The 15,386-nt window shown below is 43.2% G+C and carries 10 protein-coding genes; 7 read left to right on the forward strand and 3 right to left on the reverse strand.

Going from position 1 to position 15,386, the window contains the following annotated elements:
* Window positions 1-23 precede the first annotated feature (23 nt).
* The 4 genes from PBAL39_RS13575 to PBAL39_RS13590 all read left to right on the forward strand — a co-directional run bounded on the left by PBAL39_RS13575 (window position 24) and on the right by PBAL39_RS13590 (window position 8,202).
* Window positions 24-1,532 (forward strand): RagB/SusD family nutrient uptake outer membrane protein, encoded by a 1,509-nt coding sequence (locus tag PBAL39_RS13575; RefSeq protein ID WP_008242366.1) that lies wholly within the window; start codon window positions 24-26, stop codon window positions 1,530-1,532.
* A 19-nt stretch (window positions 1,533-1,551) separates the two neighbouring features.
* Entirely contained in the window at window positions 1,552-3,321 is a 1,770-nt protein-coding gene (locus PBAL39_RS24710) for a redoxin family protein (protein WP_008242368.1), read from the forward strand.
* Window positions 3,322-3,334: 13 nt separating this feature from the next.
* Window positions 3,335-4,459, forward strand: a complete 1,125-nt coding sequence (locus PBAL39_RS13585) for a TlpA disulfide reductase family protein (RefSeq protein ID WP_198139821.1) — start codon at window positions 3,335-3,337, stop codon at window positions 4,457-4,459.
* A gap of 503 nt (window positions 4,460-4,962) precedes the next feature.
* Window positions 4,963-8,202, forward strand: coding sequence for a two-component regulator propeller domain-containing protein (locus PBAL39_RS13590; RefSeq protein WP_198139822.1), 3,240 nt, complete (start codon window positions 4,963-4,965; stop codon window positions 8,200-8,202).
* Between the two features lie 19 nt (window positions 8,203-8,221).
* Here PBAL39_RS13590 and bglX read toward each other — a convergent pair whose 3' ends face one another.
* Together bglX and PBAL39_RS13600 are read right to left on the reverse strand one after the other, a co-directional pair.
* Window positions 8,222-10,549 carry a beta-glucosidase BglX gene (gene bglX / locus PBAL39_RS13595; RefSeq protein ID WP_008242374.1) on the reverse strand — a complete coding sequence of 776 codons (2,328 nt, stop codon included), beginning with the start codon at window positions 10,547-10,549 and terminating at the stop codon, window positions 8,222-8,224.
* A gap of 330 nt (window positions 10,550-10,879) precedes the next feature.
* Entirely contained in the window at window positions 10,880-11,194 is a 315-nt protein-coding gene (locus tag PBAL39_RS13600) for a helix-turn-helix domain-containing protein (RefSeq protein ID WP_008242376.1), read from the reverse strand.
* Window positions 11,195-11,329: 135 nt separating this feature from the next.
* Between PBAL39_RS13600 and PBAL39_RS13605 the strand changes: the two genes are divergently transcribed.
* On the forward strand, window positions 11,330-11,959 hold the full coding sequence (locus tag PBAL39_RS13605) for an NAD(P)H-dependent oxidoreductase (RefSeq protein WP_008242377.1): 630 nt from the start codon (window positions 11,330-11,332) through the stop codon (window positions 11,957-11,959).
* 248 nt (window positions 11,960-12,207) lie between these two features.
* On the opposite strand, the gene PBAL39_RS13610 is transcribed toward PBAL39_RS13605, so the two are convergent.
* On the reverse strand, window positions 12,208-13,200 hold the full coding sequence (locus PBAL39_RS13610; RefSeq protein ID WP_008242380.1) for an AraC family transcriptional regulator: 993 nt from the start codon (window positions 13,198-13,200) through the stop codon (window positions 12,208-12,210).
* A gap of 158 nt (window positions 13,201-13,358) precedes the next feature.
* Between PBAL39_RS13610 and PBAL39_RS13615 the strand changes: the two genes are divergently transcribed.
* Together PBAL39_RS13615 and PBAL39_RS24715 are read left to right on the forward strand one after the other, a co-directional pair.
* The gene (locus tag PBAL39_RS13615) at window positions 13,359-13,982 is read left to right on the forward strand and encodes a class I SAM-dependent methyltransferase (protein ID WP_008242381.1); all 624 of its coding nucleotides are present in this window, start codon (window positions 13,359-13,361) and stop codon (window positions 13,980-13,982) included.
* 220 nt (window positions 13,983-14,202) lie between these two features.
* Window positions 14,203-15,222 (forward strand): sensor histidine kinase, encoded by a 1,020-nt coding sequence (locus PBAL39_RS24715; RefSeq protein WP_008242382.1) that lies wholly within the window; start codon window positions 14,203-14,205, stop codon window positions 15,220-15,222.
* The last annotated feature ends 164 nt before the right edge of the window (window positions 15,223-15,386 follow it).

A 15,386-nucleotide genomic window follows, 5' to 3' on the forward strand; every position in this document is an offset into this window, starting at 1 on the left:
ACTGGCTTTTGAAGATTACTAAAATGAAAAAATTAAACATACTTCTGTTGGTGCTCGGGCTGACTTGCCTGGCATCATGCAAAAAATATCTGGATGAGCCCAATAAAATTCAGGCCGACATCAAAACGGTGGAACAGCTACAGGCCTTGCTGGACAACGTTACTGGCACTGATCCCGATGGGTATGATTCCGGAGTTCCCTTTGGTTATGAGGGCACTAACGGGACAGCAATTTACTCTACTGACGATACCGAGATCAAACCCGAATTGTATAAGAATTACCCGAATGCGTTTAGCCTCACAAGCCTGTATTATTATACGCTGGACATCGACAACATCATTGGAGAAGCTTCAGATCCGCTTTGGAACAATGAGTTCCGAAAAATATTCAACGCCAATGTTGTGCTTGCGAATGCGGACAATGTATCGGGCGATGTAGCGATGATCAACCGGGTGAAAGCCGATGCCTACTTCGTTAGGGCTTACAGCTACTGGACGTTGGTGAACTATTATTGCCTACCTTATTCGCAGGCTAACCTTAACGAAAAGGGCCTGCCCATAAAACGGACGACGGACTATGCAGAATCTTTAAAACGCGCATCCCTGAAAGAGACTTACGATTTCATCTTATCAGACGTCGCTCAGGCACAGTCGCTGGTCAATTACAATGATGTTCAGGCTGCAATGAGGTGGCGTGTCAGCAAACCCGCTCTTGATGCATTTTTAAGCAGGTATTATTTGTTCACCGGCGATTATGACAAGTCCGTTCAACATGCCAACAGCGCATTGCTATCGCAAACGGCAAAACTGGTGGATTTTAAGACCATACCAGCCGGCAACCCGGCTACCTACAGCAATCCGGCGGCAACGTTAACCTACTCGGCCTTAAATGACTATTCACCTACCAGATTTTTTAAATGGGATGAGTTTTATTATACCCGTTTTACCTGGTCCACCACTCAATGGAACATTCCAAGCACGAACCTGCTTTCGGTGTATGATCAGACTAACGATCTTCGTTTCCTTTTATTGATGATCCCTGACGGCGGGCGCAGGTTCAACGTAATCACGCCAACGACCTACCGTTATACTTATTTCAATGATGGAGGATTCTTGCCTTCGGGTCCAACCATTGCAGAGGTTCTATTAAACAAAGCAGAAGCATTAGCCCGCAAAGGCGAAATAACAACTGCTTTGGAGACAGCCAACACCTTGCGTACCAAGAGAATGAAAACGTATGTTGCACTAACGGCAAACAGTCCGGCAGATGCACTGATCCAAATCCTGCAGGAGCGTAGGCGGGAATTGCCTTTTAGCTTTCGCTGGGCTGACATCAGGCGTTTTAGCGTAAATGAAACACCAGGGGACGACGTGACCGTTACACACACTTTTTATAAAATGGGTATAGGTTCAGTAGACTTGAATACCATTCAAACATATACTCTTCCTGTTAAAAGCCTTCGTTACGCGGTACCCATCAATGGTGTAGAGATCACAGCGGGACAGGGACAAATTGAACAAAACAACTATTAGTTACGCTGATCAAACTGAAATGAACGTAATAAAAACCTTATACAGCGCAGCTATTTTAGCTGCGCTCGTAAGCGCGCCGCTTGCAAAATCGACTGCGCAATCTAAAAAAACCGACGCAAAAAGTGTCGTTGCCAAGCCATCCTTAGCCCAGCTTAAAAATAAAGTATTGAAAAATCCTGATGACATTAATAACATCCAGGACTACTACGATGCTTTTCTGGACGCCAATCCAGGTCATGAAAAACAGCTGAAATTGCAAATGCAAAATTGGGTAAAGCAATTCCCTTCAAATCCCCTGTTTCCTGTATATCTAAAACGGGCAACCAAATTAGCCGCCAGAACAACGGACAAAAATGCGCTTGACCGATTGAAAAGGGCCGTTGAGGCCTCGCCCGATAGCATGAGCAGCCATGTTGCCTATATCGAAGCCATTGGTCCTGATGGTCCTGAGGTAGCAAGTCGATACGAAGAATTGATGAAAGCATTTCCTGAAAATGCCAATGTACCCTATGCATTGGGAAAAGCCTATATTGAAAAAGAAAGCCCCAAAGCCAGGCCCTACCTCTTGAAGGCGGTGGAGATTAATCCGCAATTTGCCCGGGCATGGTATTATTTGTGGGTGGACGACCTGCGTTGGGGCCGCTTTGATGAAGGATGGGAATATCTGAAAAAGGCGATTGCTGCCGATCCTACAAATCCGGAATATCAATATCGGTACGCCTTATCATTCATGGGCCTTGATCAGGGAAAATTTAGTGATTTAAGCATCAAAGTGGCAAAGGATTTTCCAACCACAGAATATGCAGTTCGTGCCCTGGGTTATTTAGCCAGCAGTTCGGCAACAGCCGAAGAGCGGATTAAAAGTTATCAGCTGCTGCACGAAAACTTTCCTGCGGAAAAAGGCGCGCCTTACATGACTTCTTATTTTGATGTCCTGTTGTCAACAGACCCTGAAAAAGCGAGGGCGCTTGCTGTCGAAATGAAAGATGTAAAAGACGCTGAAGGCGATAATTGGACTGATCTTGTAACGCAGGCCGACCTTTTTATTCAGGCAAAAAAATTATTGGACCAGCGTAAGCCTTTGGAAGGACTGGCTGTTTTAAACAAAATAAAACTGTCTAAGTATTCCCAGTTCGGCCGTGAAAGTCTTTTATTTTTAAAAGCGGAAGCCACTGATCAAACCGGAAACCATTCTTCTGCTTATGACCAGCTGATGAAGGTGTTCGTCAAAGACCCGTCGCCGGCACTGCAAATGGCATTAGATGGCTATGGAGCTAAACTTGGTAAAAATCAGGATGCAGTTAAAGCTGACATCTATCAAAATCTTTTAAGCAAAGCCAAGCCTGCAACACCGTTTACCTTAAAAAAATATATTGGCGAAGGGAATGCCTCACTGTCCGATTATAAAGGAAAGGTGTTGTTATTGACCTATTGGTTTCCGGGATGCGGACCCTGTCGGGCCGAGATGCCTTTTTTTGAAAATGTGGTTAAACAATATCAAAAGGGCGAGTTGGCCTATGTGGGTATCAACATTGTGGCCGAACAAGACCAATATGTTATTCCTTTTCACAACTCCAGCGGTTTTAGCTTTACACCATTGGCGGAGGTAAAAGGAAGGGATAAAGGCAATTTAGAAAATTACGGCGCGGCGCCGACCAATTTTTTGATAGATAAGAATGGACGCATTGTTTTCAGCGATTTTATGATTGGTGCGGAGAACGAAACACACCTCAAAATGATGATTGATCTACTACTCAATGCACCCAATGAATTCACGCAAGGAAAATAATGATAAAATGATCATGAAAAAGAATCTGGTAATAATCAGCATCCTGACCTTGGTAACGATAACCACTTTGGGTCAACAGAAAAAGAAAGATAATTTTAAACTCTTCGGCTCAATTGCGCCAGGTGCTTCAGGTACAGCGTATTTGTATTATGAATACGAGAATACAATTAGAACCGACAGCACCAATGTCATCAATGGCAAGTTTAAGATAGCAGGAAAAGTGGAAGGGCCTGTTTTTGCGAGACTGATTTTTAGTTCATCATCTGCGGATGCCCTCAGGTCCGCAAGATTGAGCTTTTATCTGGAGCCTGGCACGTTAAGCATTTCATCACCAGATACACTGAAAAGTGTCGTTGTTTCTGGTTCTAAATCAGATATTGATTTCCTGCCTATTCGCAAAGCTTTGATGACCTATACAGGGAAATTACGCAAATTAAATGAGGAAGCCCGGAAGTATCAGGCCACTAACGATACTGCAGGCATTTCGACGGTACGTCGCAAAATGGATCAATTGGAATTGGATTTCAAAAATGACACCTACAGAAAATTCGTTGAGCAACAGCCGGCTTCACCAGTATCCCTACACGCGTTAAACGAGGTGGCGGGTAACTATTTGGATCCTGAAGAAATTGAACCGTTGTTCAACAAGCTCAGTCTGCAAGTACGTAAGTCAAAAGCAGGTAGAGATTTCGCTGAGAAAATTGCAATCTCTAAAGCGACCTTGCCTGGTGGCTATTTACCCGATTTCTCACAGCCCGATTCATCAGGCAACTTAGTTAGCTTATCTTCATTCAAAGGGAAATATGTGTTGATAGATTTTTGGGCGAGTTGGTGTGGCCCTTGCCGTGCGGAAAGCCCTAGCCTGGTGAAGGCATTTAACGCTTATAAAGATCGAGGCTTTACGATCTTTGGTGTGTCACTGGATAAAAATAAAAAAAGCTGGTTAAAAGCGATCCAGGTGGATAAATTATACTGGACACAGGTCTCAGATCTTAAATACTGGGATAACGATATTGCCAAAAAATTTGATATCCGGTTCATACCTCAAAATATATTGTTAGATCCTACCGGAAAGGTTATTGCCCGTAATTTAAAAGGCGAAGAGTTGGATCAAACTTTGGGTAAAATTTTTAAATAGACCTTGCCTGTGCAAGATCGCGAGTGCTTAGAAAAGTCCCTTAAACAGCGGGAGCATTGAAAAATCCAAACAAATTAAAGTCAAAAAAACGAGCAAAAACTAGGGTTTACTGCTCGTTTTTTTGATTACAATAAATCTGGAACTGCGTTTTTCAGGCTCAGCTTCCAACCACTTCAATTTTTCCATGCAATCAAAAACACCCCCAATTAAAGACGAAACCACCCCTTCTACTTAACGTTTTAGCAGGAAGTGCCATATGCAACATTCAAGGGAAATAATTAGATTTACACGAATGCCTGACAAGACCACTAGATCACTTAGCCCAGCGACATAAGATTCTACGCTGCCCATCTGTAGGAATGGCCTACTCCGACGAAATCAACAGTTTGTTAAAAAACGCAGCGTTGGACGGGTTCAAGGATATGTTAGGAACAGTAAATAGTTAGCCTCTGAAAATGGATCTTAGATAAATGCACAGTCCTATCAAAAATAAAAAGGTAAGAATGTTATATGCTATCTGCCTGTACCTCATTGCATGGACTTTTCAGATTTGTGGATTTGCCCAAGTAGCATACTGTCAGGGACCTGTTTTTTTCAAACACCTGACCGTTGAGCATGGCCTCTCTTCCAGCTCTGTCCTTTCATTTACACAAGATAAGAGCGGATTTATTTGGATTGGGACAATGGATGGTCTGAATCGATTTGACGGACGCAAAATGAAGGTTTTCAAATCTTTTTATAAGGACAATATCATCGAGCAAAATATTCAGATTAACAAACTGATGGCCGATGAGAAACAAAACATCTGGATTGGAACCAATAACGGCTTATATATTTACGACACTGCACAGGATTCGTTTCAGGTCCTTTTCCAGTCCGGCCGCGAAAGCCCCAGAAGCCTGACGAACAACAACATTAAAGCAATCTGGGAAGACCATCAGGGATACGTTTGGGTGGGAACCGAGGCGGGGTTGAATAAAATAGCATCTGAGCAAAACGGGAAGTACCGATTTCTACCCATTGACAGTAACCTTCAAGGCAAAAACATTCAAACGATATTTGAAGATGGCCGTAAGCACATACTGGTGGGAACTACAAGTGGTTTATTTATTGTGCCGGACAAACGGGTCAGCGGAAAAAAATATGAAACGCTGGCAGCCGAGTTAATTGGGAAAGAGATCACCTGCATTGCGGAAGACCAAAAAGGACAGCTTTGGATTGGCACAAACAGACACGGCCTATATAAAATAGATCAGGGACTCGCCAACTGGAAGCGCTATACCCATGTACAAGGAAAAGATTCGGGATTGACCAGTAACCATATCACTAAAATAGCTATGGACGGCAAGGGCAGAATCTGGCTGGGGACATTAAAAGGCTTAAACTTATATGATCCGACACGAGACGATTTCAAAACCTTCCAACATAACTCAGCGGATCGACAGTCGCTGAGTAACAATGGAATTTTCGATTTATACGTAGACAAACAAGGATCTGTATGGATCGCTACATTTTTTGGTGGAGTGAACATCATCGAGGCTTTAACGACCAACTTTAAAGTGTACCAAACCAGTGATCAAAAAAATAGCATTAGTAGTAACATCATCAGTGCCGTTGCAGAGGGAACGGACAACAATCTTTGGGTAGGCACGGAAGACGAAGGGTTGAATCTCTTTGACAGAAAACGGAAAACATTCCATCATTATAAAAATAGCGAAAGCGTCCCTTCCTCATTGGGTTCAAATAACGTTAAAGCCTTGTTGAAAGACACAAGAGGCAGAATGTGGATCGGTTTGTATAATGGTGGGTTAGATCTATTCGAAAATAAAGTTTTCAAACACTTCAGGTATGATGACAAGATTAACCCAATAAAATCAAACGATGTTACCTGCTTGCTTGAAGACAGGAATAAAATGATCTGGATAGGCCATCAGGCGCGTGGTATAAACATCTATGATCCAGAAGCCAGGAAGATGACGACACTTGAATCCCTCTACCCCGGCCAGAAGCTATCCAATAGCTACATCACCTGTTTCTTTCAGGATTCCAAAAATAACATTTGGATCGGCACCAAGCAGGGCCTGAACAGAGTGGATGCGAACGGGAGGTCAATAAAGTATTTCTTAAGAAAGCAATTTCCAGATCAGCTCAACTCCGATATCATCAATTGCGTTACGGAAGACAAAAATAATGTCATTTGGATAGGCACCTATGCTGGTCTTACACGATATGACCCTGCTAAAAATAAGTTTAAAACCTTCACCCTAACAGATGGTTTGTCGGGAAATATGATTGTTGGAATCCTGGTGGATGATAAAAATAACCTATGGTTGAGCACCAATAACGGCTTATCGAAGTTCGATGTGAGCAGCGGACGTTTCTCCATTTATAACACACATGATGGCTTACCCGCTAATGTATTCAATTACAGCTCTTTTTATAAAGACAGTAAAGCAAATCTATTCTTTGGAAGCCATAATGGCCTGGTTGAGTTTTTACCGCAAGAGATAGAAACCAACCATACTGCGCCGGAAGTTAAGCTGACGGGATTATACCTTGCCGGCAGGCAGGTCACAGCACGGGACCCGTCACGAATACTTTCCAAAAGTATAACCGACACCAAAGGATTGACCCTGAGCTACGACCAGAACCTGGTTTCGATTGAATATGCAATCCTGAATCTGATTAAACCAGAAAAGAGTATGTCCGCTTATAAACTTGAAGGTTACGATAAAAACTGGGTTTACACGCATTCGCCTACCGCATCTTTCACTAACCTGCCCACAGGAAAATATTCATTGCTTGTCAAAAGCTGCAACAACGACGGCGGCTGGGGTAAACAGCAAAAGCTATTGGAAATTGTAATTCTTCCGCCTTTCTGGCTTACATGGTGGGCATATACCTTCTACATCCTGCTTACTTTTACGGTCACAGGTGGAATTTTTTATTTTTTTAACTCCAGGGCTATCTTACTCCGGAACCTCCGGTTTGAGCAAATGACCAGTGCGAAACAGCGCGAAGTACACCAGATGAAAATGGACTTTTTTACTCATATCTCCCATGAAATCCGCACACCACTTACGATGATCATGGGACCTGTGGAGATGTTAAAAAGTCTCATCCCCCCAAAGTCTTCCAATCAAAAGCTAGTCAGCTCTATCCAAAACAATGCGGAGCGATTGTTAAAACTGACCAATGACTTAATGGACTTCAGGAAGGCCGATGCGGGTCATACGCAATTAAAAATCGCAGCGGGTGACATCATTAAATTCAGCAAAAGCATTTATGAAAAATTTACTGAAAATGCTTCTGTACAGCAAATAGATTATAATTTTTCAAGCACTCATGAATCTGTCATCCTGTATTTCGATCCCGAACATCTTGAAATCGTACTCACAAATCTGCTATCTAATGCCCTGAAGTTTACTCCAGGCGGAAAGAGAATTTCCATGCAAATTTCGTTGACTGCGGAGTTTACAGAAATTAAGGTTATCGATAGCGGGATTGGGATTTCTGCCGAAGACCAGTCCAAAATTTTCACCAATTTTTACCAGATAGATGCAATAGGAAACAAGAAGCCTGGGTCAGGAATTGGACTTGCCTTTTCAAAAAGTCTTATTGAACTGCATCATGGTAAAATATCTTTCTACAGTATCTTAAATAAGGATAATGAAAACGAGACCTGCTTTTCTGTTTTTTTGAGACTAGGCAAGGACCACTTTGATAAAAAAGCTTTTGAATAGCGCTGTAAATGAATTTAAATCAATTTTTCAGATAGCTAAAATCAACTTCTTTGACCTGCTCAGCACTATTTCCAACATAAATTTTGAAGTCACCTGGTTCTGCCACATAAGCCAGATCAGCGTTATAAAATTTTATATCTTCTTCGGTAATGGTGAAACTGATTTCCCTGCTTTCACCTGGCATCAATGCTATTTTTGTAAATTTCTTAAGTTCCTTTACCGGCCTGGTTATAGAACCGGCCATATCCCTAATGTACAGTTGCACCACTTCCTCTCCCAATCTGGTTCCGGTATTTTTAACATCAACTTTCACTTTGATTGTTCCGCCGGGCGACAAGACTTTTTTATCCACCATTGGCGCCGTAATTCCGAATGTGGTATAACTTAACCCGTATCCAAACGGAAATAAAGGTTCGTTGCTAGCATCGAGATAGTTTGATCTGTATTTAGTGAAACCATGTTTGTCATTTTGAGGCCTTCCTGTGTTCTTGTGATTATAGTACACCGGAATCTGCCCTACATTGCGGGGGAAACTCGCCGTAATTTTTCCGCCAGGGTTGACATCGCCGAACAGGACGTCGGCGATTGCGAGTCCTGACTCCGTACCGCCGAACCATGCATTCAATATTGATGGCACATGTTCATTTTCCCAGGACAAATCCAGCGGCCTGCCATTAAACAATACCAGCACCAAAGGTTTTGCGGTCTTTAATAGTGCCTCAAGTAGTCTCTGTTGTACCTGCGGAACATTAATATCAGTCCTGCTCGCGCTTTCTCCGCTCATCTCGGAGGCCTCGCCCAATGCAGCCACAATTACATCGGCCTTCATCGCTACAGCAACTGCTTCCTTGATCATTTCATTTTCATTCCGATCATCCCGCGGTATGGTACGCCCGAACATGGTACCACGTGTCTGTTGCGCACTGTCCTGCATGAGGTTAGATCCCTTTGCCAGCAAGATCCTGACTTTACTCCCCCCCACCTGCTCAAGGCCTTCTTTTAAGGATACAGCAGTGTTTAAATTTGCGGAGACACTCCAGGTACCGACCATGTTTGCTTTGCTATCAGCCAGGGGACCAATAAGCGCAATGGTTCCGGATTTTTTGAGTGGAAGCGTCTGTTTTTCATTTTTTAAAAGGACTACCGATTTACCGGCTACTTTTCTTGCGAAGGCCCGGTGATCAGCAGTGAAGATTTCTTTCTCAGCACGCTGCTCATTACAATAACGATAGGGATCTTCAAAAAGACCGAGCTTGTACTTGGCTTCAAGAACCATCCGGCATGCTCTGTCAATGTCTTTCTCTGATACCTTTTTCTCCTCTAAGGAATTCGTCAAGGTGGTAATAAATCCCTCACCTACCATGTCCATATCTATTCCTGCGTTCAGGGCTTTAGCCGAAACTTCCTGCAGCCCGCCCAGGCCATGATCGATCATCTCGTTAATGCCGGTATAGTCGGTCACCAGCATTCCTGAAAAACCCCATTCCTTTCTTAACACATCGGTCAGCAGCCATTTATTTGCCGTTGCGGGGATTCCGTCCACTTCATTGAACGACGCCATTACAGACGCCGCCCCAGCATCAATTGCCGCTTTGTAAGGCAGGAAGTATTCGTTATACATTCTTGATCTACCCATATCTACCGTATTATAATCACGACCCGATTCCGACGCTCCATATAAAGCAAAGTGTTTAACACATGCCAACAAGGTATTCTCTTTTGACAAGTCGTCACCCTGATATCCTTTGACCATTGCTTTAGCGATCTCAGCACCGAGATAAGGATCTTCGCCGCTTCCTTCAGCCACACGCCCCCAACGTGGATCCCTGGAAATGTCTACCATAGGAGAAAATGTCCAGTTGATCCCATCGGCCGTAGCTTCCTGTGCAGCAATACGCGCAGTTTTTTCGATCAATTTCGGATCCCAGGTAGCAGATAGCGCCAAAGGAATTGGAAAAATGGTTTTATAACCGTGGATGACATCGAGTCCGAAAATAAGGGGGATTTTTAACCGTGTTTTGGTCACGGCAATTTCCTGTGCCTTTCTGATTTTAGCTACGGTGATGATGTTCAAAAACCCGCCGACCTGTCCCTTGAGAATTTTACCCTCCGCATCCTTATTTACAGAAGAGCCCGTAATTGCCTGCTCTCCGGTAAGCAGGTTCAACTGACCGATCTTTTCTTCTAAGGTCATCCGGCCGAGCAGGTCTGATAAAAATTTATTCATGGTTGCTGAGTCCTGCCCAGACGCCGAAGTGACTCTTGAGCTTTGCTGAGCATGCACGGTAAAGCCATTGAAGGTAATAAATAGAAAGATGATCAAAAAAAACTGACGCCTGAATTTCATTTGTTTGGGTGGTTTATTCGGTTATTGTTCGATTGTATAAATTGTTAATGTTGCTACGACTAGCAAGGTATCAGACCAGTCGATCTGGATACGAATATCATAGTAAACGTGGGTATCAATGGGGTATGATCTTATTGATAAGGGGGTATTTTTGAACCTCTGGCATTCAGATGAACTTGGAGATCATATCGGGGGATGAGGATATGTACAAGAAACCGCGCATGATTATTCCGCAGCCTTTGAAAAATAGGTATGTCAAATCGCCTTTAAGCGTTCGTTGGGGATATGAGAATTATTTATCAGCTATTGGCAGCTAGAGATTAAGGATTATTATGATTCTCTTCCTTTGACAATTAACTCCCGGTGTTCCTCGCCCCATTCTGAAAGCACGCCGATGATGGATCTTGTTGATTGGCCATATTCAGTTAATTCATAAGTGACGGAGATGGGCGCCGTGTCGTTCACCGTTCGCTTGATCAAATGATTAGTCTCCATTTCCTTCAGCTCTCTGCTCAGCGCTTTTCCGGATATGCCTGTGATATTCCGGAGCAGCTCTGAATAGCGCATCGGGCTAAATAGCAGCCCGGTTATAATATAGATTTTCCATTTTCCGCCGAGAACGTACATGGCGTCGTGTACACCCATAATGGCTTTTTTGCACTGATGTGTTGGAGTGGGGGTTACTTTAAACATGGTTACCTGATTGTCACTATTACTTTTTGGTATTTAGTGACAAAAGTAAACCAATTATTATGAGTTTTGCTGAATAAATACAAGAAAATGAAAACTATAGAAAATCTTAAATGGCGTTATGCCGTTAAAAAGTTCAATACAGAAAAGGTATCAACAGCAGATCTTAATGAAATACTTGAAGCTACAAATCTTTCGGCTTCATCAACTGGTATTCAGCCATACCGTGTTTTTGTGGTAGAAAACACGTCGCTTAGACAAAAACTTGGAGAGGGATCATTTAATGCACAGATCGCTGAATCTTCACACCTTTTGGTCTTTGCTGCATTTGATAAACTAACTCAGGAACACATAGACGCTTTCATTGCGCATCTTGCCAGGGAAAGAAATCTTCCGGAAGAAGCGTTGGCGGACTATAAAGCTGCTTTGGTAGGTGGTCTGCTTTCGCGAGCTGACGAAGAAAATTTCAACTGGTCCGCGAGACAAGCATACATCGCCCTGGGAACAGCTTTAGTTGCTGCAGCGGAACTGAAAATAGATTCGACACCGATGGAAGGTTTTGACAGCGAAAAGTTTGACTCCTTGCTTGGACTCAAAGAGAAAGGACTTAAATCTGTCGTGACATTAGCCCTCGGATACCGTGATGCGGTAAACGATGCTTATGCAGCAGTAAAAAAAGTAAGGCTTCCCATTGAGGAGTTTGCCACATTCGTGGTATAGCGCGTCGTAAATAGCAGCGAACAAGTTATAGGCATGATCAACATATTGAAAAAGCCATAACTGAGCTTATAATAATTTGGTTCGGTGATGATCGCAAGCTGGTACCGTCACCGAACCATCAATGACCGTCACCGAACCACCAATGCGATTTAAATGATTTGATTCTCCGGGGCTGTGAACATAATTCCGTTCTCCGGGGCTGTGAACATGCCGGTAAAAATCCCTCACGCTCAAAGACAAAATTCAGATCAGCGTTTCAACTTGCCAGGGGTAACTGCAAATTTCTTCCTGAAAGCATTGCTGAAATGCGGTACAGAAGAATAACCCAACATGAAGGCTACCGATTTTATAGAGGTGCCTTCCAGCAGCAGCTCCCTGGCGTAATTTAACCTGTAGTCGCTCAAATAGCCGAAGATGCTGTTATCAAAGAGTCCTTTGAATCCCTGTTTGAGTTTAAATTCGTTGAGTCCGCATAATTTCGCCAGTTCAGCGACAGATGGTGGCTCATGAATATGTTCAATCAGATAGTCCCGGGCATAATAAAGGCAATCGCGGTCGTATGTCGAATTTAAAGTCTCAGGCTGTTTTTTAGTGATCGCCTGCTCAAATGCCTCTGCCTGAAGCACAAGTAGCTCCACACATTTCGATTCGATCAGCATGCGCTTTAATCCTTCAGCGTAATTACAATGAAGGATATCATTGATGCAGTTCTGCATGGCCCAGGAAATGGGAAGGTTTTGTTCTGACAGCTGTGCATAGCGCCCACGATCGGCATAGTCGGCCAGAATCTGCAACGCCCTTGTCGAGTTTTCCGACAGCTGCAGGAATTTATCTTTGGAAAAATGGACTTCAAAAAAACGGTAACTGTGTTTGGTATCGTACTCGCCGGTACCATCCAGCTGGGGCATGTAGATGATATTCTGCTGATTGGAACCAAAAACATATTGCTGCCTGTTCACCTGGTTGAATATGGTTCCGCCACCCGACAAGGTAAAGCGAAGCTTAATCATATCTGGCACATCATCAGTTGGCCGGAAATAAATCTGTTCCTGCTTGAAGAGGATATCGCCATAAACGATGTATATACCGGGAATATTGATCTGTACCAGCTCGGCGTCACTAAAAGAAAAGTTATATTTCTCCTTTCGTTCAGTCACCAATGCGCTCTTGACAGGAACGTCATCAAACCCACCTCCAACATTTTTCCATGCGCCGTAATCCTTGCCAACATTGATTCCCATAATCGCAATTATCATTAAAAAAAACCGAATGAATACAATATGGATGTCATCAATTCTATTTTGTGTAAATGAAAATCCTTTTTATGTAAAGATGCGGAATGGTTAATATTCAATTTTGCCGGGATTACGGGTGACCGAAACCAACTAATACCGATGTTATGGATAAACGAGCAATATTGAATAGATCAACACAAGAAAAACTGTCCGAACCTCTCCCACTTAAAGACAACATTATTCTTAAATTACTGGATGAATTGGCGCTTAAAGGCCACACACGTTTACTCGAAATAGGGCATTTAGCTGCTGAGCGACTACCTTATAAGTTACAAAACACTGAAAACACGGTCTATTTCGGAGCTTACGGTGCGACAACAGCGGCGACAAGCATCTTTACAAATCATAGAACTGACAGAAGGCGACAATTAAATGAACCGGCAGCTGAAAAGCTCAATTTTCAGGATGCCTTTTTTGATGGTTGTTTTATGGTCGACCAAATTTATTTCTGGTCTGATCCCCTTCCCTATTTTGCAGAAATCTACCGCGTATTAAAACCAGGAGGAAAAATGAACCTTGCTTTTGTGGAGAAAAGCGCTGGAAGCCACCTCCCATGGACGCAGTCTGACTTCAGCTTTTACAAAATTGACGAAGTCACATCATTTTTGAGAAAATCAGGTTTTGTAAACATCATCACCAATGAAATTACTGCAACTGTAACAGACCACCATGGACGACAAACAAGCCGACCATATATCGTTATCTCTGGTCAGAAACTAAATTCATAAGCTATTTCCATGCTGCTTAACGCTCCATTCGATCTCAGTCCAGTTCGGCCGTCGACGCTAAGCCTGCACTGACAATAATGCCGTAGTGTTATATAAGGATAGTGGATTTTCGGGATCAAAGATGAACTAGCCAATTATAGGGTTAAGGCGAGCAATCATGCTGGTGAACCGACTCGTCATAACTATCAATTACAGAATATGTTTGTTAACTTTGACATTCATGAAAAAGCAATATCATTTAAAAGCACTCCTGCTTCTAGTCGCGATATTGAATATCACTATCCTGGTGACGCAACTGAACACTCCACATCAGCCAAGTTTGCAGCAGGTGCTGACAATGATGATCAGTTCTGCGGTTTCGTTGTCTGCATGCTGGTTCGTGCATGCAAAAATGAAAATGCATCCACCTGTCGGGTGGCCACGTTACACCAGAATGGCAGTTAGTCTGGTTGCCGGATTGCTGACCATGCTGTTGATTGATTACCTTCTGGATTTGATAACCCCAAAACAGTTCGTCATTGGCGATCCGGCAGTACCTCCAGGCTTCCTGATCCGTTTATTGGCCTGTTTTTTAATGAGCATACTTTGTTATGCCGTCTTCCACGCGCTCTTCACCAGCGATATGCTGCAACGCACCCATAATGAGATAGAACAACTGAAGCAGGTTGGCTTACGGGCTCAGGTGATTGGCCTACAGCAACAGCTCAGCCCCCATTTCCTTTTCAACTCACTGAGTACACTTAAAAGTCTGTCACAAGACGAAGTGACCAAGGAATTTATCTTTCAGCTCTCCCTCATTTACCGCTATTTGCTTGCTGGTGCTGAGCGGCAAGTGGTGACAATGTCTGATGAACTGGAGTTTGTGAGGGCTTACACCTTTATACAGGAAAAACGTTTCGGCTTTGCCGTCTCGGTTAGCATTGATATACCCGAACATTACATGAATGCATTATTACCCCCTTTATCAGTACAACTACTGATAGAGAATGCAATAAAACACAATGCGTTTTCACCTGAGCAACCGCTGGACATCAAGATCCATATTGACAACAGTGATCAACTGATCGTTACCAACACACTCAGACCAAAAAACACCAATACGGAAGGTACCGGTCTCGGCTTGCAGAATATCCGGGAGCGATTCCAGTTATTATTGAATAAAGAGATCACCGTTACCGTATCAGCAGACCATTTTGTAGTAAGCTTACCTTTAACAAAACATGAAGATCATCATCATTGAAGACGAATTACCCACAGCGCAGGAGTTAAAGTCTATTCTCGAAAACTTGATGAAGGGATTATTGTCGAGGCAATCTCACTTCTGTGTCGGGTGCAATCAAATGGCTGGAGTCACATCAGCCACCCGACCTGATATTTTCTGATATCCAGCTGGGAGATGGACTA

It is taken from the genome of Pedobacter sp. BAL39 (genome assembly GCF_000170795.1).
Classification (GTDB): domain Bacteria; phylum Bacteroidota; class Bacteroidia; order Sphingobacteriales; family Sphingobacteriaceae; genus Pedobacter.